Source organism: Parerythrobacter jejuensis, from assembly GCF_039536765.1.
Classification (GTDB): Bacteria; Pseudomonadota; Alphaproteobacteria; order Sphingomonadales; family Sphingomonadaceae; genus Parerythrobacter; species Parerythrobacter jejuensis.
This window is the reverse complement of record NZ_BAAAZF010000001.1, coordinates 2,003,186-2,027,933: the sequence shown is the minus strand read 5'-3', so window position 1 is coordinate 2,027,933 and position 24,748 is coordinate 2,003,186. Positions and strand designations below refer to the sequence as shown.

General features: G+C 60.2%; 20 protein-coding genes. 12 read left to right on the top strand and 8 right to left on the bottom strand.

The genetic code is table 11. From position 1 onward, the window contains the following. Positions 1-12: 12 nt before the first annotated feature. From thrS to ABD653_RS10025, 3 genes are all read right to left on the bottom strand, one after another. Positions 13-2,049, bottom strand: a complete 2,037-nt coding sequence (gene thrS, locus ABD653_RS10035) for a threonine--tRNA ligase (RefSeq protein ID WP_160778547.1) — start codon at positions 2,047-2,049, stop codon at positions 13-15. A 303-nt stretch (positions 2,050-2,352) separates the two neighbouring features. Then, positions 2,353-2,610 carry a hypothetical protein gene (locus ABD653_RS10030; protein ID WP_160778546.1) on the bottom strand — a complete coding sequence of 86 codons (258 nt, stop codon included), beginning with the start codon at positions 2,608-2,610 and terminating at the stop codon, positions 2,353-2,355. A 78-nt stretch (positions 2,611-2,688) separates the two neighbouring features. Further along, positions 2,689-4,347, bottom strand: coding sequence for an alkaline phosphatase D family protein (locus tag ABD653_RS10025; protein ID WP_160778545.1), 1,659 nt, complete (start codon positions 4,345-4,347; stop codon positions 2,689-2,691). 177 nt (positions 4,348-4,524) lie between these two features. Between ABD653_RS10025 and ABD653_RS10020 the strand changes: the two genes are divergently transcribed. The 8 genes from ABD653_RS10020 (at position 4,525) to ABD653_RS09985 (ending at position 14,749) form a co-directional block, all read left to right on the top strand. Next, positions 4,525-4,701, top strand: a complete 177-nt coding sequence (locus tag ABD653_RS10020) for a hypothetical protein (RefSeq protein WP_160778544.1) — start codon at positions 4,525-4,527, stop codon at positions 4,699-4,701. Next, positions 4,683-5,321 carry a hypothetical protein gene (locus tag ABD653_RS10015; RefSeq protein ID WP_234032135.1) on the top strand — a complete coding sequence of 213 codons (639 nt, stop codon included), beginning with the start codon at positions 4,683-4,685 and terminating at the stop codon, positions 5,319-5,321. Before ABD653_RS10020 ends, ABD653_RS10015 begins: the two co-directional genes overlap by 19 nt. Then, on the top strand, positions 5,318-5,518 hold the full coding sequence (locus tag ABD653_RS10010; protein ID WP_160778543.1) for a helix-turn-helix transcriptional regulator: 201 nt from the start codon (positions 5,318-5,320) through the stop codon (positions 5,516-5,518). Before ABD653_RS10015 ends, ABD653_RS10010 begins: the two co-directional genes overlap by 4 nt. 144 nt (positions 5,519-5,662) lie before the next feature. Continuing rightward, complete coding sequence (locus tag ABD653_RS10005; protein ID WP_160778542.1) at positions 5,663-6,394, top strand: alpha/beta fold hydrolase; 732 nt, start codon at positions 5,663-5,665, stop codon at positions 6,392-6,394. Then, positions 6,391-7,386, top strand: a complete 996-nt coding sequence (locus ABD653_RS10000) for an LLM class flavin-dependent oxidoreductase (protein ID WP_160778541.1) — start codon at positions 6,391-6,393, stop codon at positions 7,384-7,386. Before ABD653_RS10005 ends, ABD653_RS10000 begins: the two co-directional genes overlap by 4 nt. A gap of 169 nt (positions 7,387-7,555) precedes the next feature. Then, the gene (locus tag ABD653_RS09995; RefSeq protein ID WP_160778540.1) at positions 7,556-12,271 is read left to right on the top strand and encodes an NAD-glutamate dehydrogenase; all 4,716 of its coding nucleotides are present in this window, start codon (positions 7,556-7,558) and stop codon (positions 12,269-12,271) included. Between the two features lie 78 nt (positions 12,272-12,349). Beyond that, a complete protein-coding gene (locus ABD653_RS09990) occupies positions 12,350-13,576 on the top strand; it encodes an NAD(P)/FAD-dependent oxidoreductase (RefSeq protein WP_160778539.1) in 1,227 nt (408 codons plus the stop codon). A gap of 12 nt (positions 13,577-13,588) precedes the next feature. Next, entirely contained in the window at positions 13,589-14,749 is a 1,161-nt protein-coding gene (locus tag ABD653_RS09985) for a CaiB/BaiF CoA transferase family protein (RefSeq protein ID WP_160778538.1), read from the top strand. Here ABD653_RS09985 and queG read toward each other — a convergent pair. After that, positions 14,746-15,798 carry a tRNA epoxyqueuosine(34) reductase QueG gene (gene queG / locus ABD653_RS09980; RefSeq protein ID WP_160778537.1) on the bottom strand — a complete coding sequence of 351 codons (1,053 nt, stop codon included), beginning with the start codon at positions 15,796-15,798 and terminating at the stop codon, positions 14,746-14,748. The two genes, ABD653_RS09985 and queG, sit on opposite strands and share 4 nt — an antisense overlap. A gap of 98 nt (positions 15,799-15,896) precedes the next feature. Between queG and ABD653_RS09975 the strand changes: the two genes are divergently transcribed. From ABD653_RS09975 to msrB, 4 genes are all read left to right on the top strand, one after another. Beyond that, a complete protein-coding gene (locus tag ABD653_RS09975) occupies positions 15,897-16,874 on the top strand; it encodes an ABC transporter ATP-binding protein (RefSeq protein WP_234032256.1) in 978 nt (325 codons plus the stop codon). Continuing rightward, positions 16,874-18,118, top strand: coding sequence for an ABC transporter permease (locus ABD653_RS09970; RefSeq protein ID WP_160778535.1), 1,245 nt, complete (start codon positions 16,874-16,876; stop codon positions 18,116-18,118). The genes ABD653_RS09975 and ABD653_RS09970 overlap by 1 nt, the downstream gene beginning before the upstream one ends. A gap of 131 nt (positions 18,119-18,249) precedes the next feature. After that, positions 18,250-19,596, top strand: a complete 1,347-nt coding sequence (locus ABD653_RS09965; protein ID WP_160778534.1) for a cytochrome P450 — start codon at positions 18,250-18,252, stop codon at positions 19,594-19,596. A gap of 96 nt (positions 19,597-19,692) precedes the next feature. After that, complete coding sequence (gene msrB / locus ABD653_RS09960; protein ID WP_160778533.1) at positions 19,693-20,184, top strand: peptide-methionine (R)-S-oxide reductase MsrB; 492 nt, start codon at positions 19,693-19,695, stop codon at positions 20,182-20,184. Here msrB and ABD653_RS09955 read toward each other — a convergent pair whose 3' ends face one another. The 4 genes from ABD653_RS09955 to ABD653_RS09940 all read right to left on the bottom strand — a co-directional run bounded on the left by ABD653_RS09955 (position 20,185) and on the right by ABD653_RS09940 (position 24,741). Beyond that, positions 20,185-21,957, bottom strand: a complete 1,773-nt coding sequence (locus ABD653_RS09955) for a hypothetical protein (protein ID WP_160778532.1) — start codon at positions 21,955-21,957, stop codon at positions 20,185-20,187. 4 nt (positions 21,958-21,961) lie between these two features. Further along, positions 21,962-22,390: a GtrA family protein gene (locus ABD653_RS09950; RefSeq protein WP_234032134.1), complete on the bottom strand. Its 429-nt coding sequence runs from the start codon at positions 22,388-22,390 to the stop codon at positions 21,962-21,964. Between the two features lie 21 nt (positions 22,391-22,411). Next, positions 22,412-24,022: an NAD(P)/FAD-dependent oxidoreductase gene (locus tag ABD653_RS09945; protein WP_160778531.1), complete on the bottom strand. Its 1,611-nt coding sequence runs from the start codon at positions 24,020-24,022 to the stop codon at positions 22,412-22,414. 95 nt (positions 24,023-24,117) lie between these two features. After that, positions 24,118-24,741 (bottom strand): PilZ domain-containing protein, encoded by a 624-nt coding sequence (locus ABD653_RS09940; protein WP_160778530.1) that lies wholly within the window; start codon positions 24,739-24,741, stop codon positions 24,118-24,120. Positions 24,742-24,748: the final 7 nt, after the last annotated feature.

Genomic DNA, 24,748 nt, shown 5'->3' with positions numbered 1-24,748 from the left:
CAATGGCGTCCGTCAGACGAGATCGGGCGGAGTGGCGGCCGCTTTCAGGAATGCGACTGCCTCATCCAAGGGCAAGACCTTCTGCTCTTTCTCGCCCAATGTCCGCATCGCGACGGTACCTTCCTCAGCCTCCCGCATACCCAGGACCAGCAAATGCGGGACCTTGGCCAGCGAATGCTCGCGAACCTTGTAGTTGATTTTCTCGTTGCGGAAGTCGCTCTCGACACGGATCCCGGCCGCTTCCAGCTTTGCCATCGCCTCGCGGCCATAGGCGTCGGCATCGGAAACAATCGTTGCAACAACCGCCTGCGTAGGTGCGAGCCAAACCGGCAGGCGCCCGGCAAAATGCTCGATCAGGATGCCGATAAAGCGCTCGTAGGATCCGAAAATGGCACGGTGCAGCATGACCGGACGATGCCGGTCGCCGTCTTCACCAATATAGGTCGCATCGAGCCGCTCGGGCAGGACACGGTCGCCCTGGATAGTACCTACTTGCCAGGTCCGGCCAATTGCGTCGGTCAGGTGCCATTCGAGCTTGGGAGCATAGAAAGCGCCCTCGCCCGGCAGTTCTTCCCAGCCATATTCTTCATTGTCCATGCCCGCCTCGGCCACGGCATCGCGCAGTTCCTGTTCTGCCTTGTCCCAGTCTGCATCGCTGCCAAACCGCTTCTCGGGTCGCAGGGCCAATTTGACGTGATAGCTGAAGCCGAAGTCCTGATAGACGCTGTCGGCGAGCTTGCAGAACTTGCGCACCTCTTCGACCACCTGTTCCTCGGTGCAGAAGATATGCGCATCATCCTGCGTGAACTGCCGCACCCGCATCAGGCCATGCAGCGCACCATGGGGTTCGTTCCGATGGCAGCAGCCCATCTCGCCCAGACGGATCGGCAGGTCGCGATAAGACGTAATGCCCTGCTTGAAGACCAGCACGTGGGCTGGGCAATTCATGGGCTTGATCGCCATCCAGTCGGCATCGTCCGCAACAGTCGGAGAGGCGCTTCCATCCTCTTCATCGACGTCGGGAACCATGTCGGGCACAGCGAACATGTTCTCGGCATATTTCCCCCAGTGGCCCGATTGGGTCCACTGCCGGACATCCATTAGCTGGGGCGTCTTGATCTCTTGGTATCCGCCGCCATCCATCTTGCGCCGCATATACGCCTCCAGCTCGCGCCAGATCTTGTATCCTTGCGGGTGCCAGAAAACGCTGCCGTGGGCTTCTTCCTGCAAATGGAACAGGTCCATTTCACGGCCCAGCTTGCGATGATCGCGTTTGGCGGCCTCTTCCAGCCGGTGGAGGTGCGCATTGAGCTGCTTCTTGTTGAGCCAGCCAGTGCCATAGATGCGCGTCAGCTGCGCATTGTTCTGGTCGCCGCGCCAATAGGCCCCGGCCACGCGCATCAGCTTGAACGCCTGCGGATCCAGCTTGCCCGTGCTCGCCAGATGAGGGCCGCGACACATATCGAGCCAGGCACCTTCGGATCCCGGCTCGCCGGACCAATAGACCGTCAGTTCTTCATCGTCGGGCAGCTCCTTGGCCCATTCCGCCTTGAACACCTCGCCCTCGGCCTGCCACTTTTCGATCAGTTGCTGGCGACTCCATGCCTCACGGATCAACGGCTTGTCGGCCTTGATGATGTCACGCATCTTGTCTTCGATCGCAGGCAGGTCATCCATGCTGAAAGGCTCGCGGTCCGCCGGTGCCTTTACGTCATAGTAGAAGCCGTCATCCGTCGCCGGACCGAAGGTGATCTGGGTCCCCGGCCACAGTGCCTGGACCGCCTCTGCGAGCACATGGGCAAAGTCATGACGCGCCAGTTCCAGCGCCTCCTCCTCGTCGCGGCTGGTAATCAGCGCCACCTCGGCATCGCCTTCAAAAGGTCGATTGATATCGCGTATCTCTGCCCCCGCGCCATGATCGACCTTGGCCGCGATCGCAGCCTTGGCCAGGCCAGGGCCGATGGCGGCGGCAACATCCGCAGGCGTGGAGCCCGCCTCCATTTCGCGCACCGAACCGTCGGGCAAGCTGATTTTCAAGAGTTCCGTCATCGTTCAAATTTCCGTCCGTGTCGGGCGCGCCTTTTGCACAGGACGACGCGCACGCAAAGGGGCGACATCAGATTTGGAGAATGTCCGGACCGGTTTGTCGCACGCTGCCCGGCCTAGGGCGGCGGCAATTGCGGCGTCAGACCAAAGCCGGCTACCTCAAACTTGCGGGGGTGTTCGCTGGTGTAGATGTCGTATTGACGCTGGGCATGCCAAGAGAAATACGCGCTTCTCTATCGCCTTCCAACGCGCAAAAAGAAGGGCCGACCTGTCGGGCCGACCCTGATCCTAGTATCTGTGACTTTCTTAGGTCGCCTTAGGCTGCGGGATTGACGCAACATTTGCCGATGTCTTGGTCGGCCCAGGCTGACCCGCGTCCTTCTTGTCGATATATTTCTTCACCGCATATCCACCCACGCCCATCGCGATCATGGCAGGGATGCTCATTCGGGCGAGAAGGAACGGCACGGCCGCGCCGATCGCAGCGCCTGTCGGTCCGCCGACATTCTTCGCATTCTGGGCAAGTTTTCCACCCACCAGGGCGCCGATCATCTTCGTAAGCATTCTTGTCTCCTGTGTTATCAATTCAACGGAGAAACAATGCGATAGTTCCGATTGCCTCGACGGATCGACGAGCCAGACTTACGTGAGGAGGACTTGACTACCCGCGTCAGAGGCAAGACGCTTCGATCCCGCCAACCGCGTCGAACGTTGGCGAACCGACGAAAGAAAACGATAGTCGGTTGTCACACGCCCGGGAGTCAGTTTCACTGCCATATAGCCGCGCTGGCCGGTGTCTGCCCATTTGAGCTGATCGTTGGTCGACACTGCCATCTCGGCGAAATCTGCAGGTTTAATCCAGGGCAAATAGGCTTCCGCGCCGGGTGAAGAGACGGAATGGCCAGCAAACTCGATGCCTGCTGGCGCATCGCCATTGGCGAGATCGGAGGCCCAGCCATTGTGGCTGTCGCCCGCCAGTACAACGAGATTGGCGTCAGCTTCCTGCGCGGAAGTGAGCAGTCGCTCTCGCGCGGCGGGATAGCCGTCCCAAGCATCCATATTGAAGGGCAGGCCAATTGTGCTGGTCATCACCCCGGCAAGAATGCGTTCCCGCACGAAGGCGGGTACGGCGTCGGTCATTCCTGCGGCAATGCTCGGAGAGGTCTTCAGACTGGTCATGACAACTTGCTGGAGCAGCACCTGCCAGGTTTTGCCAGCGCGGCGTGAGGCAGCGAGGCCGTTAGCCAGCCAAGCCTCCTGCACCTCACCCATCAGGCTGCGTGACGGATCACGCCATTCGTCGTCGCGGAACGCCTGCAGCGCCACAACTGTCTTTTCCGGATCGCCCCCGCCGCGACGAAAAATGTCGCCCAGATCGAACGGTTTTGTCCTTCCCGTAAGCCGGGTCTCAAGGCGGAACAGCGTCGCTAGCGCACCGATTTCATAGGCGGCCCACGGCTCGTCGGACACCGGCATCCATTCGCTCTTCGCGCGCAGCGATGCAGCTTTGCGGGCATCCCAGGAGCCTTCGGTGTCCGGCTGGTGGTTCTGCGCGCCATCGCGATAACTGTCATTGGCGCTCTCGTGATCATCCGGCACATGAATCATCGGATATAGCTGGTGTAATCGTTGGAGATCGGGATCGCGGCGATAGGTTGCATACCTCGCGCGATAGTCTGCCAGCGCAACAATCTCGGTATTGGGCTGCAGGCCCCGGCCGGGCACACGCTGGCTGGCATCGGGGTAATTGTCTTCGCCATACTCGTAGAGATAGTCGCCGGTATGAAGCACCAGGTCGGTGTCGTCTGCTTCGCAGATATGGGCATAGGCGTTGAACCAGCCAAAGCCGATATTGGAGCAACCCACCACAGCCAGCCGGAATTCCGGTGTCTCCCCCACAGGCAAAGTCCTGGTGCGCCCTTCGCTCGATGCATTGCCGGCAGAATCGAAGAAGCGGTAGTAGTACCAACGCCCTGGCTCGAGCCCGGTCACGACGGGTTTGACGCACCAATCGCGATCGGGTGAGGCAGTGACCTCTCCTTCACTAGTCAGGCGCTTGTTTGCATCGGCCTCGCGCACCTCCCACCGGATGGAGGTGGGCTGATCGGCGACATAGCGGGTCCACAACAGCACTGAACTGGCCGAGGGCTCTCCACTGGCAACACCGTGGGTGAAGCCGATGCCGCCTTGTGCGGCAAGGGGCGCCGCCGCCAGGCCCGCACCCAGAAAGCCGCCCTTCAAGATCGTGCGACGGTCAAGCACCGGAAGGTTGGCTGGCTCTGGCGGGTCGGTCCTGATCATAAAGCAAAGCTCCTTCAAACGAGTCATGCTTTGGCTACGCCGAATGAACCTGTTGTGACAGTCACCAAGTCAGAAACCGCGCTAGGTGGAGCCAAGCCTTGTCATTTTGTCAATTACGCTTGACATCGTACGCACGCTATGTAAATGACCCTTTACATCAAGAAAAGGAGGTTTGACATGACACAGATTTCAAAAGCACTTTTGCTGGCCGCAGCCATGATCGGCATTGCCTTGCTTGCAGTCGCCGGCATAGTCCCGGAGCAGGTCGCCCAGTTTGCCCCGATGGCCTTGCTCGCGATCTTCCCGACAGCATGGCTGGGATCGGGCAGCGACTCATGCACAAGGGCCGCCTGATCATGGAATCGGCTGCAAACACGAACGGCCGCGGGCCCATGTTCTGGATGGGCATGATGCTCGCATCCTATGGCGTGATTATCGCTCTGGTGATGACTGGCGCGATAGAGGGCCCGGCGGTGACGATCTTGATGCTCGCACCGCTGGTTCTGACAGCGCCAATGATCTGGGCCGCAAACCGCCAGCTCAATGCTGCACAAGATGGCTGCCTTGGCCGGGGCGTGGCACAGAAGCGCTATGTGAAGCGGGTGGCGGTCTTTTCGTCGCTCTACCTGGTGTCATTCGGCATTTTCATATTCGCGACCAAGGCTGCCGATCTTGGCCCATGGCTTCGCCCCTTTCTGGCAGTGCTGCCAGGACTGGCGATAATCGGGATTATCTGGGCAGTCGGACGCCTTATTGCCGAGGAAGATGACGAATTTCTGCGCATGCTCGTGATCCGGCAGTCCCTGGTAGCGACCGGGATCGCCCTGAGCGCTGCATCGATCTGGGGCTTCCTCGAAACAGCCGACATCGTTTTCCACCTTGATGCCTATTGGTGGGTCGTCGTCTGGTTCTTCGGCCTTGGAATCGGAGCCGCCGCCAACCGGATCGAATATGGCACCTGGGGCGCGGTATGAAGAACCGCCTCAAAGTGCTCCGCGCCGAACGCGACTGGAGTCAGCAGGATCTGGCGGACAAGCTGGGTGTCTCACGCCAGAGCGTGAATGCGATTGAAACAGGTCGCTATGATCCATCGCTTCCGCTTGCGTTCAGGTTGGCCGATATATTCGCAATGCGGATCGAGGAGATCTTCCAAAGGGAGAAGGGAGAATGAGACGATTGATAACCGCTGTCGCGCTGGTTTTGGCCCTGTCAGGCTGCGCCGAACCGCTCTGCGACGCCGGAAATGAGAGCTTCGTGCTGCCAGCTGCTTACTGAGCTTGCCACAGCACCGTTCCAGCAGGCATGACGCCTGTCCATGAACGACGTCCAGTATCACACGCTACCAGACGCGCGCCGGATCGCCTTTCGCCAATGCGAGGGAAAGAGTCCGGCGCTCGTTTTTCTACCCGGCTACATGTCGGATATGGATGGCAGTAAAGCGACAGCCCTGTTCGAATGGGCAAGGGAGAATGGCCAGGCTTGCCTGCTGCTTGACTATTCCGGTTGCGGGCGGAGCGACGGAGCATTCGCCGATGGCACACTGAGCCAATGGCGCGATGAGGTCCTCGCGCTTATCGAGGCGCGCCAGAGCGGACCGGTCGTACTGATCGGGTCATCGATGGGCGGGTGGCTGATGCTGCTGGTCGGCCTCCAGCTAGGCCAGCGGCTTGCCGGCATGGTCGGCATCGCAGCCGCACCGGATTTTTCCGACTGGGGCTTCGATGCCGAACAGAAAGCAGCCCTTGCCGCAGGCGAAACCGTTTTCGAGGACAATCCTTACGGGCCGGAACCGACGCCGACCTTCGCAAAGTTCTGGCACGATGCCGAGGCGCATCGCCAGCTGGATCGGCCTATCGCTATTGGCTGCGAAGTGCACCTCGTCCATGGTCAGGATGACGCCGATGTCCCCTCCGACGTCAGCTTGAGACTTGCAGTGGCGCTGGAAACGCGATCGGTCACGACAACCTTGATAAAGGACGGCGATCACCGCCTTTCTCGCCCGGAAGACATTGCGCGGCTGCTGGCAATTGTAGAGGGTTTTGTATGACCAAGCTTGCCGTACTCGACCTGGTCCCTGTTCGCGAAGGTGGAACTGTTGCAGAGGCTTTGGCAGATAGCACGGCTCTGGCGCGGGCCAGCGAAGGCTACGGCTACAACCGGTTCTGGGTTGCCGAACATCACGCGATGGAAGGGATTGCAGGCGGCGCGACCTCCGTTGTGCTTGCGCATATCGGCAATGCTACATCCACGATCAGGATCGGCGCTGGCGGCATCATGTTGCCCAATCACACCCCGTTCCAGATTGCCGAACAATTCGGGACATTGGACGCTCTCTTTCCGGGGCGAGTCGATCTGGGCCTAGGCAGGGCCCCGGGTGCCGGGCCGGAACTGCAACGCGCCCTGCGCAAGGATCTGCACGCTGCTTCGGAGTATTTCCCGCAGGATGTTACAGAGCTGCGCGCGCTTCTCACCGGCGATGTGGAGCTGCCGATTGCCGCCACGCCGGGGCTTGGTGCACAGATTGATTTGTGGATGCTGGGGTCCAGCCTGTTCGGTGCGCAATTGGCCGCAAAGCTGGGGCTTCCTTATGCGTTCGCATCCCATTTCGCACCCGATCATCTGGACGCTGCCTTGGCTGTGTATCGCAGGGACTTCCAGCCGTCGGCATCACTGGAACGACCTTATGTCATGGCCGCCATGCAAGTGATGTGCGCCGAGACTGATGAGGAGGCACGCTACCTTGCGTCTAGCCAGGCCCAGGCCTTTGTTCGCTTGCGCACAGGATCTCCGGGCAAGCTCCCGCCCCCTGTCCGCGACTATCGCGATTCCCTTCCGGCGCAGGTGCAGGCGATGCTGGCCCATCTTGAACAAGCCGCAGCGATCGGTGCACCGGAAACTGTCGGCAAGGCCATAGCGGCCTTTGTCGATCGAACCGGTGCCGACGAGATTGTCACAGCGGGTTCCACCTATGATCCAGAGGCCCGGCTACGCTCCCTCGAACTGACTATGGATGCGAGCCGAAACCATGCAGCATTCTAGCTCGCAAATCCGACATATGGGGTCAGAGATTGTCCGAAACCGTAAAGACAACGCGCACCACAAAGCTTGCGAGGGATAGGGCAAAAGCCTAACGGCGTAACAATACTGCGTTATACGGTAATCATGTAATGCAGTGGCGCGTTTGAATTTGAGAGGGAGCGCTCCTTCGATGAGCACCAAGGGTGATGCAGCCGCCAGCAAGGGTCCGGATCCGAAGCTCCTGAACACTCTGGCAAAGAAGCTGGGCGCAGCCTTGCTGCCCGGTGATGACCCGATTTCCGCCAAGGAAATCAAGGATGCAGCCCGCTTCGTATACGCCGCTGCAGAACGACGCGACACCGGCGAAGCTGCAATTTCAATGGTCTCAGAAACCGAAGGCCGGCGCTTCCTGCGCGTGGCGATCATCAACGATGATATGCCGTTCCTCGTCGACTCGGTCGCAGCAACGATTGCAGCGCGCGGCCTTTCGATTGACCGGCTCGTCCACCCTGTGTTGCGAGTCGAGCGGAGCGACCGCGGACGATTGGCTGGCTTGCCCGGCAAGAAATCCGAAGCCCCACGCGAGTCGATGATCTATCTGGAGACCGAGCGGGTCGACGCGAAGCAGCGCCGGGAACTGGAGCAAACCCTGCGCGCAACGTTGGCCGATGTTCGCGCGGCAGTGGCCGACTGGCCTTCGATGCAGGACATCATGGCCCGCGATGCCGATACCGTCGAAAATGCAGAAGGCGAAGCCCTGCTGCGCTGGCTCAATGACGGGATGCTGACCCAGCTTGGACACGTGACCCGCCATCGCAATGGGAGCCATAGCGAATTGCTCGGCATTTGCCGCAAGAGCGCCAAGCAAATTCTGGCCGATGCCTCATATGATCGGGCCTTCGCATGGTTTGACAAGTCGGGGAAACAGGCAAGCCGGATCCCTCTGATCGTCAAGGCCAACCGGCTCTCCAATGTCCATCGCCGCGTTCCGCTCGATCTGTTCATCATCCCGCGTTTCGAAGGCAAGAAGGTCGCGTCGCTTTCCATTCACGCCGGGGTCTGGACCAGCGCCGCGCTGGCAGCCAAGCCCGGGCAGGTGCCCCAATTGCGCGCCCAGCTAGGCGGCCTGATGGATGCCCATGAGTTCGACCCTGGGGGGCATGCGGGCAAAGCGCTTGTCCATGCGCTCACCACCCTGCCGCACGATCTCATTATCGGCTTTGCCGATGACGACATCAGCCGCGTCACCACGACAATGATGAGTCTGGTGGACCGGCCGCGGCCACGTATGGCCCTGGTTGAGGCCCCGCTCGCGCGCCACTTGTTCGCCTTTGTCTGGTTGCCCCGCGACATGATGTCGACCGATGTCAGGCGCCGAATCCAGGCCATGCTGGAAAGCGCGACCGGCTCTCAATTGCTCGACTGGAGCCTGGAAGTCGAAGGCGGCACTCTGGCCATGCTACGGTTTGTTCTGGATATCCGCGAGGCGTCTGGCACCATCGATGAAGACGCTCTCGAAGATCGCATGCAGGACATGCTGCGCGGCTGGAACGAAGCCGTCGAGAGCGAGCTTTCCAACATCGTCGAAACGGGTCGTGCTGCTGCTCTCGCCAGCCGGTTTGCCGGAGCATTCCCACCGTCCTATCGCACCGACTATGGCGCGCGCGAAGCAGCGATCGACATCGACCGTATCCGGCTGCTCTCCAAACATATTGGAGACGATGATCATGCGGCTGAAGCCGATGCGCGCGATGCACGCCTCTATAATCTTGCTAGCGATGCGGAAAATGCACTCCGGCTGAAAATCTACCAGCATGAAGGCGGCCTGTCGCTCTCTGACGCTGTTCCCGCACTTGAGAATTTCGGCTTCCGGGTGCTGACGGAAATCCCTTCGCCGCTGGCTGATGGCGCCCTCGGGACCGTCCATGATTTCCTGCTTGCGGTTCCTGAAGGCAATGCAAAGGCTGCTATCCTGGAGCGGGCCGAGCCCATCGAGCGGGCCATTGCTGATGTGCTCAACGGCCATGCCGAGGATGACCCGTTCAATCGCCTGGTCGTTGGAACAGGTCTTGCTGCACGCGATGCGGAATTGTTGCGGGCGCTGTATCGGTATCTCCGCCAGACCGGGATGGGCTTCACGATCTACACCGTTGTTGACGCGCTTGCCCGCGCGCCCTCGGTCACCAAAGCCCTGATCGCCCTGTTCGAAGCGCGTCATAATCCAGGGTTCGATGGAGACCGTAGCGCTGCTGAAGAGGCCGCGAGCGCTTCTATCCGCGCAGGGCTGGCCAAGGTTGCCGCGATCAATGATGATCGCCTGCTGCGCCTTTACAAGTCAGTCATCGACGCGATGCTCCGGACCAATGCGTTCGCACCGGCAGCGGCAGAAGCAATGGCGTTCAAGATCGATTCTGCCCTGATTCCTAACCTGCCCAAGCCGGTGCCATGGCGCGAAGTCTTCGTATATTCCCGCCGGGTCGAAGGTATCCACCTGCGCGCCGGTCCGGTTGCCCGCGGAGGCCTGCGCTGGTCAGACCGACGCGATGACTTCCGCACCGAAATTTTGGGCCTGATGAAAGCCCAGCGGGTCAAGAATGCCGTTATTGTCCCCAGCGGTGCAAAGGGCGGATTCTATCCCAAGCAACTACCCGACCCAGGCCGGGATCGAGATGGCTGGGCTGCCGAGGGGCAAGCCAGCTACGAAGTCTTTATCCGGACACTGCTGTCGATCACCGACAATATCGTCGAGGGCAAAGTCGTCCATCCACGTGATGTGGTGATCCGTGACGGCGAAGACCCCTATTTCGTCGTCGCCGCCGACAAGGGCACTGCCCGCTTCTCCGACATCGCCAACGGGATCGCCGAAAGTCGCGATTTCTGGCTCGACGATGCCTTCGCCAGCGGTGGTTCGAATGGCTACGATCACAAGGCGATGGGGATCACGGCCAAGGGCGCGTGGGTATCGGTCCAGCGGCACTTTCTCGAGATGGGCATTGATGTCCAGAAAGAGCCAGTCCGTGTAGTAGGTTGCGGCGATATGTCGGGCGATGTGTTCGGCAACGGAATGCTCTTGTCCAAGGCAATAAAGCTGGTCGCAGCATTCGATCACCGACACATTTTTATCGATCCCGACCCCGATCCGGCGGCCAGCTGGAAAGAGCGCAAGCGAATGTTCGAGCTGCCCCGGTCAAGCTGGGAAGACTACAACGCCAAGCTGATTTCCAAGGGCGGAGGAATTTTCCCGCGCAGCGCAAAATCGATCAAGCTGTCCAAGCCGGCCAGGGATGCGTTGGGCATTGACGAAGCAAATATCGAGCCCGAGGCGCTGATCTCGGCGATCATCAAAACTCCTGCTGATCTGCTGTGGTTTGGCGGCATTGGCACCTATGTGAAGGCTGAGCGCGAGAACAACATCCAGGTCGGCGATCCCGCCAACGATACGATGCGCGTCGACGGGCGCGATTTGCGGGTGAAGGTTGTCGGCGAAGGCGCCAATCTGGGTGTGACGCAGGCCGGCCGGATCGAATTCGCCTTGGCTGGCGGGCGGATCAACACCGACTTCATCGACAATTCGGCGGGCGTTGATTGCTCGGACAACGAGGTCAATATCAAGATTGCGCTGGCGGCGGCCCGCCGAGCTGGCAAGCTGTCCGAGAAGAAGCGCAACACCTTGCTTGCCGATATGACCGACGAGGTTTCGGATATCGTGTTGGAGGACAATCGGCTCCAGGCACTTGCCCTGTCGATCGCCGAACATGGTGGTCCGGATGCCACCGCGTCCCATTTGCGCCTGATCGAAACACTAGAGGAAGCGGGCGATCTCGATCGACGCACCGAAGGCCTTGCCGATAGCGAAACCCTTACCCGTCGCGCAGGTGACGGCATCGGCCTGACACGGCCGGAACTTGCCGTCCTGCTCTCCTCCACCAAGCTGGCGCTGCAGGATGCAATCGAGGCCAGTGACCTGCCCGAAGACCCAGCGCTGCAACGCAATCTGAGCGATTATTTCCCCGCGCCGATGCGGAAGAGATACGGGGCGCAGATCGAAGACCATCGCCTGCGCCGCGAAATTATCGCGACCGATCTGGCCAATCGCATTGTCAACCGACTGGGGCTGATCCATCCTTTCGAACTGGCCGAAGAAGAAAGCGTCGGCCTGGCCGACGTCGCGACTGCCTTCGTAGCGGCAGAGCGCCTTTTCGATGTGCGCGAGCTGTGGGAATTGCTCGACGACAGCGCCATGCCGGAATCCACCAGGCTGGCACTGTTTGACCGCATGGCAGTGGCAATGCGCATCCAGATGGCAGACGTTCTGCGGGTGTGTTCCGGCTTCACCTCGCCCAGTGCGGTTGTTGCCGAATTACGTCCGAGCATCGATGCCCTCTCGACCGGCACAGAAAACCTGCTCGCCAATGAAAGTCGCCAGATCTCCGCTAAGCTCAAGCAAGAGTTTTCCGAAGCGGGCGCGCCAGAAAAAATCGCCAACCAGGTCGTGCATATGTTCGATCTCGATGGCGCGGTTGGGCTTGCCAAACTGGCCGTCGACGCAAGCATCGATCCGCGCAAACTCGCTGCATCTTTCACGGCCTTGGGCGAAGAATTGGGACTGGCCTGGGCCCAGGGTACGGCTGCGCTGATGAACCCTTCGGACGTTTGGGAACGCTTGCTGGTGGCAGGCCTCGCTCGCGACTTCCAGCAGATGCGGTTCGATTTTCTCCAGCGCCTGGCGCGTCGCAAGGGGATGGTCGACAATCCGTTCAAGGTGGTCGACAGCTGGATCGAAGAGAACCGCGCGGCGATCAGGCAGTTCCGCAGCATGATTACGCGCGCGCAGGCCCATACCCCTGTAGCGCCCGCCATGCTGGCGCAGATCGCCAGTCAGGCGCGCAACGTCTTGTCCCGCTAACGACCGCAAGTCGCGAATTATTGGCCCCACACTATTGGGCTTGACGAGAACGACGCAGTCGCTTCATGCCCCGCCCCCATGGAGCATGTAGATATTTGCATCGTTGGGGCGGGACATGGCGGCGCACAGGCCGCCATCGCTTTGAGGCAAAAGGGGCACGAGGGATCAATAGCGCTGGTAACGCGCGAGAACGATCCTCCTTACGAACGACCTCCGCTTTCCAAGGATTTTCTCGCCGGAGACAAGCCGTTCCAGCGGATCCTGATCCGACCCGAAGCTTTCTGGCAGGACAAGGGGGTCGATTTGCGGCTGGGCAAGGCCGTGACAGACATTGATCCGGTCGCCCACGAAGTCCGCTTCGCCGACGACAGCAAACTCACCTATCGCAAGCTGATCTGGGCGGCAGGCGGGGATGCGCGTAGGCTGTCTTGCGCCGGAGCAGACCTCAATGGAATCCATTCCATCCGCAACCGGTCTGACGTCGAGCATCTGAAGACCGAACTGCAAGGCGGAGCGAGACGCGTCGTCGTGATTGGCGGGGGCTATATCGGGCTTGAAGCAGCAGCAGTGCTGCGGAAAATGGAGTGCGATGTCACAGTTCTGGAGGCTTTGCCACGGGTGCTGTCGCGCGTGGCCGGAGAGGCCCTTTCGGAATTCTATGAAGCTGAACACCGCGCCCGCGGGGTCGATCTGAGGGTCGACACGAAAGTGGAGTCGCTGGAAGGCAAGGATGGTCGGGTGACCGGCGTCAAGCTCGACGATGGCGAAATCATCCCTGCAGACATGGTCATTGTCGGGATCGGGATTGTGCCTGCCATAGGGCCCCTGATCGTTGCCGGGGCAGCAGCCTCAAACGGCGTCGATGTCGATGAATATTGCCGTACGACGCTGGATGATATCTACGCTCTGGGCGATTGCGCCGCCCACGCCAATGTCTTTGCGGATGGCGCCGTGATCCGACTGGAATCGGTGCAGAATGCCAACGATATGGCCAATACCGTGGCCCAGGCCATCACTGGCGAGAAATTGCCTTACGAGGCGACACCATGGTTCTGGTCGAACCAGTATGATCTGCGCCTGCAGACTGTCGGGATTTCGCTTGATTATGACCAGGCCGTGCTGCGCGGCGATCCGGCTGAACGCAGTTTTTCGGTCATCTATTTGCGTGAAGGCAAGGTTATCGCCCTCGACTGCGTCAACCGCACCAAGGATTATGTCCAGGGGCGTAAGCTGGTCGAAGCAAGGCATGAAGCGAGTGCCAACCAACTGGCCGATATCGAAACCCCGCTCAAGGAACTGCTCTAGGAGGCACGCGCGATGATCGCACCCGGTGATGGCAAGCCCATGCTGGAGGGGCTTAAAGTGATTGACCTGACCAGTGTCGTGTTCGGCCCCTATTGCACGCAGATATTGGCTGACTTCGGGGCCGAGGTCGTCAAAATCGAAGGACCAACCGGTGATGCCTACCGCCCCGGGGCCAAGCCAGCGCGGACCGCGGGAATGGGCCCGGGGTTCATTGCCCTGAACCGCGGCAAGAAATCACTGGTGCTGGATCTCAAAGACGGTGCAGATGCCGCGATCATGCGCGATCTTCTGGCCGAGGCGGATATCTTCGTCCACAATGTGCGCGAAGCCGCCATCGAACGGCTCGGCTTCGGCTACGAAGCTGTCAAAGCGCTCAACCCCAAGATCATCTATGTCCATTGCGTCGGTTTCGGATCAGGTGGCCCCTATGCCGGTTTGCAGGCCTATGATGATGTCATTCAGGCTGCGACTGGCACTGCATCGCTATTGCCGCGGGTCGATGGCGACCCGCGCATGCGATATCTGCCTTCGCTAATCGCCGACAAAGTGGCCGGGCTCCACGCAGCCTATGCCACCCTGGCCGCTGTGACCCACCGCCTGCGGACCGGCGAAGGTCAGCATGTCGAAGTGCCGATGTTCGAAGCTTTTGCCAGTTTCATGATGAAGGAACATCTGGACGGCAAAACGTTCGATCCCCCCAATAATGATGCGGGCTATGCAAGGCAGGTCGATCCCGATCGGCAGCCATTCCCGACCAAGGATGGCTGGATAAGCATCGTGCCGTATACACTGCCACAATATACGCAGGTTGTGGCCTTGCTGGGGGACCCCGATCTGGCCGGAGAAGAACGGTTCCAGGATATCATGGGCATCCTGCACGCCACCAAAGAGCTATATCAGCGCATGGCAGCACTGACCCCGGCGAAGACAACTGCGGAATGGCTCGAAATCCTGCGCCCGCATAATATCCCCTGTATGCCAGCGACCGACATCAATGATGTCATCGACGATCCGCATCTGCGCGAAACCGGCTTCTTCGAGCATGGCGAGCACCCCAGCGAGGGGCCACTGTTCCAAATGAGGGAACCCAACAGTTTCAGCGGATGGAAGCCAGGGCCGCTCGGCCACGCGCCGCTTTTGGGCGAGCACAATGACGAGTTTGGCAAGGGTTAGGCGAGACGCATCGCGGCCCACTCCGCCGCTTCTGCCACGACAGGGTCTGGGTCTGACCGCAAGCCGGCGGCGGCATCGGCCAGCGTGGCATCCCCGCTATTGCCCGCCGCGATCAGGCAATTGCGCACGAACCGGTCGCGACCGATCCGCTTGATCGGAGACCCCGAGAAGAGCGCACGGAATCCTGCATCATCAAGCGCAAGCAGATCAGCCAAGCGGGGTGCGATCAGTTCCGCGCGTGGCAGGAACGCCTTGTGCCGCGCAGCTGCATCGGCAAACTTGTTCCACGGGCATACCGCCAGGCAATCATCGCAACCATAGATACGGGTGCCCATCGCCTCACGGAATTCCTCCGGAATTGGTCCGGCATGCTCAATCGTCAGGTAAGAAATGCATCGCCGCGCATCGAGGACATAAGGCTGGGGGAAGGCGTCTGTCGGGCAGGCCGCTTGGCACGCCGTGCATGACCCGCAACGATCATCGTGCGGATCATCTGGCTCGAATGGTAGCGTACAATAGATCGCGCCCAGGAAAAGCCAGCTGCCGTTTTCGCGGCTGACCAGATTGGTGTGTTTGCCCTGCCACCCCAGCCCGGCCGCTTCGCCCAGGGGTTTTTCCATCACCGGCGCGGTGTCGACAAAGACCTTGAGCTGTGCCTCGGGTACTTCGGCCACCAGCCACCGGGCCAGCGCCTTGAGAGCCTTTTTCACCGTATCATGGTAATCGCGCCCCTGCGCATAGACCGATATCCGCGCCCGGTCCGGATGCTTCTCGAGCGCCATCGGATCCACGCTGGGTGTGTAAGCCATGCCCAGAGCAATCACGCTCTTGGCTTCGGGCCACATCGATTGCGGACCTTGTCTCACATCCGCGCGATCTTCCATCCAGCCCATGGATCCGTGGTGTCCGGCCTCGATCCAATCATGCAGTCGCCTGGAGCGATCGGGATCATCCGCCGCAGGTGCAAAGCCGATCTGCGCAAAGCCAAGCCGCTGCGCCTCTTCAATCAGGCGCAATTTGAGATCAGCTGTTGCAGCGCTGTTAACCACGCTTATGGTTGCTCCCGTTCACAGGCGGCAGTTAACGCGCCGGCATGGATGATCACTCTCCTCATGGGCTAAGCGAAGCTGTATTCTCGGGCAATGGCATGAACGAAATCGATACCGGCATGGTGATGCACGACGACACGCGTCCACTTGCGATCGAGGCAAAAGGGCTGGTCAAACGCTTTGACGGCACCCTGGCCGTCGACGGTGTCGATATTTCCGTGCCCGAAGGCGCGATCTACGGTATTCTGGGCCCCAATGGTGCGGGCAAGACGACGACCTTGCGCATGCTGCTTGGGATTATCGATCCCGACGAGGGCGTGCGGCGCGTCTTCGGGCATGATCGCCCGCATGAAATCAGCCGACTGATCGGGTATCTGCCGGAAGAGCGCGGTCTCTATCCATCGATGAAAGCCTTTGAAGCAATCGGTTTCATGGGCGCATTGCGCGGGATGAAACTGGCTGACGCCAAGGCGCGCGGCAAAGAACTGCTCGAAGGCCATGGCATGGGGCATGCGATTGATCGCCAGATCCGCCAGCTGTCCAAGGGTATGGCGCAAACCGTGCAGCTGCTCGGAACGCTCGTCCACCAGCCTAAGCTTGTGGTGCTCGATGAACCGTTTTCAGGCCTGGACGCAATCAATCAGGGCAAGCTGGAGGGGCTCATCCGGGACCTCGCCGCCAACGGCACAACAGTGATTTTCTCCACCCATGTCATCCATCACGCTGAACGGCTGTGCGAAGGGGTTGCCATAATTGCCGGGGGCAAAGTTCCCTATGCTGGCAGCGTGGAACAGGCACGTGACCGGATCCCGGCACAGGTGCGGCTGGAAACCAAAGCCACCGAGGGAGCTTGGCGGGCTGCTCTTCCCGATGATGCAAGGCATGAGGGCGATTTCTGGGACTTCTCCCTGCCTGAAAGCGGCATCGAACCGCTTTTGCGCGCCCTCATTGAGGGGGAGGCAGGTATTCTGTCGCTCTCCATCGAACGTGCCGGTCTTCACGACGCATTCGTCCATATCGCGGGGGAAGCAGCGGCCAGGGCGCTTGAGGCAGAAGCCGGAAACGGAGGCTTGTGATGAGCATGGATCCATCTGCCAATTCTCGCCTGAGCCTGATCCAGGCTGCGTTCGTCATCGCGCGTCGCGATTTCCTGGCGATCCTGTTCAGCAGGGCATTTCTGTTCTTCCTGCTCGGGCCGCTGTTCCCGATTGTGGTCGGCGGATTGGCCGGCGGGATCGGAAACCAGGTAAAGCAGGAAGTCGCCAATCCGGAACTCGCCGTTTTAATGGCGCCGGCCGAACGGGATTCTGTAGTTGCAGCCCACAGGGCGTTGGCCGGGCAATTGGGCAGCAGCCTGCCGCCGCTCACAGTGCTTCAGGATGACCCTGGCGCCGACCCGCAATCCATACTGGCAGAGAAGCGGGCCAATATCGCCGCCATCCTTTCCGGCACAAGGGCAGAGCCGGTTCTGACCGGTCCGGAGGACCAGCTGGGCCGAATGCAGGGGCGCGTTGCCCTGATAACGGCGACCGCCCTGGGCAATGTCCCGAGCGAGTACCCCGAAGTATCGACCACCACTGTTGTCACGAGCGGTGCCAACGAACGCTCCGGCCGCTTGGCCACCGCGCAAGCAGCGCAGGTGCTACTTTTCCTGCTGACCATGCTGCTGGCAGGCATGGTCCTGTCCAACCTGGTCGAGGAAAAAGCGAACAAGATTATCGAGATCCTTGCCGCCTCGATCCCGATGGATGCCGTGTTCTTCGGCAAGCTGTTTGCCATGCTCGGCGTGTCTTTCGTAGGCATCGCCGTGTGGGGCGCAGTTGGCGGATTGATTGCGCAATCGACCGGCTTCAGCCTGGCCAGCTTCCCCGCCCCAGCCGTAGGCTGGCCGCTCTTCATCGCGTTGGGCATTGCCTATTTCGCGATGGCATATCTGCTGCTCGGGTCTCTGTTTCTTGCCATCGGCAGCCTGGCCAGCACGGTGCGCGAAGTGCAGACTTTGTCGATGCCGGTTACTATGCTGCAGCTGCTGGTGTTCTTCGCCGCCAGCTTTGCCATCGCCGACCAAGGCTCCACCTTCGAATGGGCCGCGGTGATCATTCCTTTCAGCTCTCCGTTCGCGATGCTGGCCCGGGCCGCCTTGCAAGAAGGCATCGCCCAGCATGCGATCGCGCTTTTGTGGCAAGCCTTCGCCGTCACACTCTTCGTCAAGGCGGGCGCAACGCTGTTCCGCAAGCGGGTCATGAAGTCAGGCAGCGGCGGCCATGCCAAAACGGGCAAGAAGCGCTGGTTCGGGCTGGCAGGTCGGCGCTCCGCGTAGCGTCGTTGCGCGGCAGCGCATGAATCGGTCGCATATCGCAACCTACTATTGACACGCCTGTCAACAAGGGCAGGATGCAATCAGAGACGGGCAAGGTACAAAGACTCGCCCGCGACATGGAGAGAGACCCGATGGCGACGATCGCACCCCCGCGTGAAATGGAAAAAACCGAATGGACCCGTTCGCCCAGCGCGCACGAGGCCTTGCAGAAGCATTTCGAAGAAAACCCCGATGCAATGCCGGAGCATCCGCACAAATGGGACACCAGCCGCAGTGACATCTATGCCGAGCATCGCTGGCAGCCGATCTTTAAGGAAATGCGCGCCGAAGGCCCGCTGCATTATATCCCGGAAAGCCCGTTCGGCCCCTATTGGAGCGTGGTTGGCCACAAGGCGATCCAGCATGTAGAGGCGCTCCCCGAATTGTTCTCGTCCAGTTGGGAACATGGCGGCATCACGATCCTCGAAAGGCTGGATGACGAAGATGTGGAGGAAGGGCAGGAGCGCTTCGAATTGCCCATGTTCATCGCCATGGACCGGCCCAAGCATACTGGCCAGCGCCGCACCGTAGCACCCGCCTTCACCCCGACCGAGATGAAGCGGATGGAGGATGAAATCCGCCAGCGCACAGGGGAAACCCTCGATGGCTTGCCCAAAGGCGAAGTGTTCAATTGGGTCGAGAAAGTCTCGATCCCGCTGACCACCGGCATGCTCGCCATCCTGTTCGATTTTCCATGGGAAGATCGCGATCTGCTGACATTCTGGTCGGATTGGTCGGGCGATACCGAACTTATGCTGGCCGGCCAGGGCATGGAAGACACCCGGCGCGGCATCCAGCGCGAGATGGCGGCCTATTTCCAGCAGCTATGGGCCAAGAAATCCCAGGAAGAACCCGGCCAGGATCTCATTTCGATGATGATCCACTCGCCGGCAATGAACCAGATGAGCCCGCAGGAATTCATGGGCAATCTGGTACTGCTGATTGTCGGGGGCAACGACACCACCCGCAACACGATGAGCGGGATCATCCATGCGCTGGACAAATTCCCCGACCAGCGCAAACTGTTCGAAAAGCAGCCGGACCTGATCCCGAATGCCGTTCAGGAATGCATCCGCTATCAGACTCCGCTGAAACATATGCGTCGGACATGCTCCGAAGACACCGAGCTGTTCGGCCAGCAGATCAAGAAAGGCGACAAGGTCGTTTTGTGGTACAATTCGGCCAATCGCGACGAAGACGTGTTTGAGAATGCCGACAAGCTTGACCTGACGCGCGAGAACGCAAGGCGGCATCTCGCCTTTGGATATGGCATCCATCGCTGCGTCGGCGCACGTCTGGCAGAGCTGCAGCTGCGGGTCCTGCTCGAAGAGATGCATGCCCGCCGCATGCGGGTGCATGTGGCAGGTGACGTAGAGCGGGTCCGGGCGAACTTCGTCGAAGGTTTCCGCACGCTCGAAGTGGAAGTCACTCACTTCTGAGGCGATACGCACTTTCGCCCGTGTAACCATCTGCCTGCCTCATACGTATAATGAGGCGGGCAGAGTTGTTTTGCGCGTATGGAAAGGAAGTTTCGGATGACCCACTCGATCTCTCGCCGGAGCCTGATGGGCTGGTTCGGAGCCGGTGGATCGCTTGTCGCCCTAACCGCTTGTGGTATCGCCCCTGCTGAAGCCAAAAGCTTTCCGGTCAGCAAGAGCGACGCGCAATGGCGAAGCCAGTTGACGGCGCAGGAATATCGGATCTTGCGCAAGGCCGGCACAGAGATGCCGTACTCATCTCCGCTCGACAACGAGAAGCGCACAGGCACATTCGTGTGTGCCGGATGCGGCAATGCCCTGTATTCTTCCTCAACCAAGTTCGATAGCGGTACCGGATGGCCCAGCTTCTGGCGTGCGCTCCCTCGCGCTGTTGGCACCAGTCGCGATTACAAGCTCGGCTATCCTCGCACCGAGGTCCATTGCGCAGATTGCGGCGGACATCTGGGCCATATCTTCAACGACGGCCCTCGTCCGACCGGCAAACGGCATTGCATCAATGGTGTGGCGATGGATTTCCGCCCGGCCTGATCACCGCGTGTCGACCACGCGCCAGACTTTGAATGTCCCTGGTGTGTCGAGAACGACTGGCTCCAGCCAATTGGGCGCCCGGCCTTTCACCAGCAGCGAGGAGAAGTTTCCTTCGCCACCGCGATCGGCATAGAGATTGGGCTCGAGAATATCGGTGCAGATCACGACATAGCGGGCATCATGCTTCCTGATAATGTCCAGAGTCTCGTCCGGTGCAGCCATATATCCGGCAATCACATCGCGCATGGCATCTTCCGCGCGATGATGCCCGGTTGCAACCACCGCATGATGCGATCGCTGGATCAGGGCCGGCCCAATGTCGAGCGGTGCGAAGATCGTTCCAGCCTCCAGAGCCGAGAGCTTTGCAGCGCTACTGAACAAATCGCATGATGATGTCGCCAACGGGCCCTTGATGGCGGAATTGCCGACCGGCGAAGCCAGTTTCTGGCCAGCAACAACTGGCGCAGAAGGCAGCAAGACCAGCAGTAGCACAGCCACGATCCCGACCTTGGCACCGGCGCTTTCGGTAGACCGCAAGCGGTGCAACCCGCGTTGCAGGAGATAGCCAAGCGGAACGGTCGCAAGGACAGACGCGAAGGCCATCGAGCGCCATACCAGCAGGCCGAGCAGGATCGTGCCTCCGAATACCAGCAGGTAGTCCGTCCACCAGCCCCGTTTCCAGTCCCGTGCCTGCAAGCACAGATGCAATCCGGTCGCAAAGCCGGCCGCGATCTGGATAAGCTGCGGATAGACCAGGGCCGATTGATCCCACAACGGACGCCCTTCGAGGACATTCACATACCAGTAGTCGTAAACCAGCGGATCAAGCTCGCCAAAAGGCGTTCGAAGGCAGCCGGGAGATCCGGCTCCGAAGAATGCCAAACCGGCTGCACCCGAGACGCCCAGCCCGACAACAATCGCGAACCATGGCAACGGTGGCGCCAAGGCCAGGGTTGTCGCGCCTAGCGCCACGATCAGGAAGAAACCGATATGGGGCAAGGTAATTGCGTCACAATAGAGCGCGAGATCACCCACGCCGCGCGTTAGCAGGAATAGCCCGGCCAGCCCGAGGGCCAGCATCTGCAGGAAGCCCACCAGCCCGAAGCGGGAATTGCGGTCACGCAGCCAACGCAGCCCCAACACAGCAGCAAAGATTGCTGCGACGGGAATGAGCTCGAGCGAGATGGTTACGCCAGCTGACATCGCAAAACCGGCCAGTGCTCCACCACGCCAGGTGTCGCGCCCGGCAATCGCCCACATGGCCGCTACTACCGCGCAAATCTGCCACCCGTGATGATCAATGCGCAGCGGCTGGAACTGGAAAACAAGCAAAGGAAGAAAGCCGACAACAAGGCACGCAAGGCCGGCGGTTTCAACGTCGAACAACCGCCACGCCATCCGCCCCACGAACAGCATCGTGGCTAGCATGGCCAACAAAGGAACGAGGATCACACCGACCTGCTCGGCCATTGTCTGGCCCAGCAAGGGGGAAAGGCCCCCTATGATCAAGACTAGCGGAAGATCTACCAAGCGCGACCAGTGCATGGGCACGGATCCGGTTGGATCGATCCGGTGTTGCTTGAGGTCGAACCATTCCTGCCCAGCGAGCAAATCACGCACCTGAACCAGTCGAAGCACGTCGTCAGGATCGGGAAACTGGCCACGAAAGATGTTTTGCGCTGCAGTGGCGATCAGCAGGATCGACACGACCAGCCAGACGAGCAGGATCCGGCGCAGCGGATACTCGTCGGTGCGCAAACGGCGATCTGTCACGGAATCAGTCCCCGGCGCGGAAGACGACGCGGCTGCGCAACAGCCAGGTCAGGGCAAAGCTCGCCCCGATCGCAACCAGTTTGGCAATGCGCGGGTCGAAACCGGAGACATCCGCGGCACCGACGATAGCAGTGGTCAGCGCAAGACCGGCGAGCGCCGATCCGACGAACAATGCCTTCTGCTTGGTACGTTCTGCACCGCGCTCTGCCACGCGCCCGTTAAAGACCGTCCGGCTCGAAAGCAGCCAATGCGCAAGGATACCAAGAGTATAGCCGATGCCAGATGCCAGTACCGCAGGGATGCCGGCAGAAAGGAAGGCGAGGAAGCTGCCGACATCAACGGCAAGGGCACCCACACTGGCGAGCAAATAGCGCACCAGTACAACGTCCCGCATCCGGTTGACCAAGGCCAGCATCCACTTCCTCCCCTTCATTTGCCAACAGCCTCACGCAGATCAGGCTGCGTGACGGCCTTTCTCTTCAGCAGCGACTCCGGCTGCAGTATCTTCGGCAACAATCCGTTCCGGCACATCGCGCATCGAATTGAGCGCTGCGGCCTGATCTTCGCTCACTTCGCGGGCTGGAATCGCCTTCTCGGCGCCTTCGTCACCTGCTTCGTGATACTCGGCATCTTCGTTGACGCACCAGATGTCATACACACGCTCTTCAGCGATGATGTTCTCGACTGTCAGCATCGCCGTCATCATGGCGTGATCCTGGTTGTTATACCGGTGCATCCCGTTGCGGCCCACCATGTGAAGCGTAGGATACTTGTCTTCCAGCTCGCCCCGCATCGCCGCAACGTTGCTGGCATATTCTTCGTCATAGACCGGGTAGGCCTTTTCCTGCCGGACAACAGCGCCGCTTTTGACCTTGGACGGATCGACCAGGCCGAGGGTTTTCATTTCGGTCGTCGCCAGATCAACCAGATCGGCATCGTCCATCGCCCACAGGCCATCGCCTTCGAAGCAGAAATATTCGAGACCGACACAAGCCATGTCTTCGTCCGGGATCATTTCCGGCGACCAGCTGCGGAAGTTCTGCACGCGGCCGACCTGCACCTTGTCATCGTGGATGTAGATCCAGTTGTCCGGGAACAGGTCTTCGCCTTCCACCATCAATGCGACGGTCAGGAAGTCACGATATTTTAGGTTCGAACCGTTCCAGCTGGTTTCGGGCAGCGGGTGCAGGCGGGCACCAAGTTCGCGCATCGGGGCCGAACTAATGGCATGGCCCGCTTTGACGACAATTTTCGCACCGTCTTTGTCAGTGGCCGTCATGCGCCAGCCGCCTTCGCCATCGCTGGCGAGTTGGTCGAGAGAGTGGCCCATAATGACCTGGCCATTGCCGCTGGCAATAATCTTGTCGCGCGCAGCTTCCCACATCATACCCGGGCCTTGGCGCGGATAGCGGAAGGTTTCGAGCAGGGTTTTCACTTCCTGTCCGTCATTCGGCTTCTTGTTGAGGCCGAGCGAGCGCTTGAGGCCATCGGTGACCGCACTCCAGAGCGAAAGGCCCTTGATGCGCTGGGCTGCCCAGTCTGCACTCATCTCGTCGCACGGCATGCCCCACACCTTCTCGGTGTAGGTCTTGAAGAAGATCGAATAGAGCTTCTTGCCGAACTGGTTGGTGGTCCAGTCCTCAAAGCTCTTCACATTCTTGATCGGGAAGGCTTTGACCCACAGATAGCTGAGCATGCAGGCCGTCGAGCGCAGGATGCCAAGGTTCGACAGAGCTTCGAAAGCACGCAGCGGATAGCTGTAGAACTTGCCTTCGTAATAGATGCGGCTCATCCGCGGACGCTGGATGAAATCATCCGGCAGGATCTCATTCCACAGGTCGACGACCTGCTGGCTCTTCGAGAAAAAGCGGTGTCCGCCAATATCGAAGCGATATCCCTCATGCTGCACCGTGCGGCTGATGCCGCCGACATAGGTTTCATCCTTTTCGATGATCGCAACGGTCTTGCCAGCCTTGGTCAGCAGGTATCCTGCCGTCAGTCCGGCCGGCCCAGCGCCGACGATTGCAACATCAACATTCAGTTCGCGAGTAGTGGAGTTGTGCATTTTTGCCCCCGGTTTGAATTCGTTGACCGGGGAGTGAAGGAAAATGGTTAGGGAGGAGTTAACAACCTGCGCACTTTCGGGGACCACAGGTGTGTTTACGCCAGGCCTCGCAACCGGCCCAGGAGCGCGGCGAATTCGCGGAATGTAAACGTGTCTTCGAACACAACGCCGTGCAGATCGCCCTGTCTCCACCGCACCTTGGCGCGAATTTCCGGGAGAGCCGGTGACACAAGACGCAGCAACTGGTCTCGCGCCCAACTGCGGTCGGCGGAAAAGCAGGCCCCCTGTTGCGACAGGTTGAACAACGTCGCTGATCCGGTCTCTGGGCCGCTTTGCAGCTGGATCGGCATATCCAGCCCGACACGGATCTGGCGGCGCGGGAAGGCCGGGTCGTCTTCCAGCAACAGGTTGAGATCAACCCGATCCTTGAACCAGAAGCCGGCTTCGCCTTCATTTTCCCAGGCTTTCTCGATCAGGAACGGCTTGTCCTGCTGAAGCTCTACGGCAAAGCGACGGTCCGGCGGCAGTGCGTGGAAAGTCCTTACGCTGATTCCCCGCGTCGACACATCACGCAGCACGCACAGGAATTCGCCCGAGCGGGTGCGCAATTTTGCCTGGCGCAAAAGCAAGGTGAAACGCTGTTCAGCGCGCTGCTCCGGCTGCACCGGGAGCCCCAAGCTCGGCGTAAGGTCATCAGATCTCGGGCTGGGAATAGCCATGTAGTGC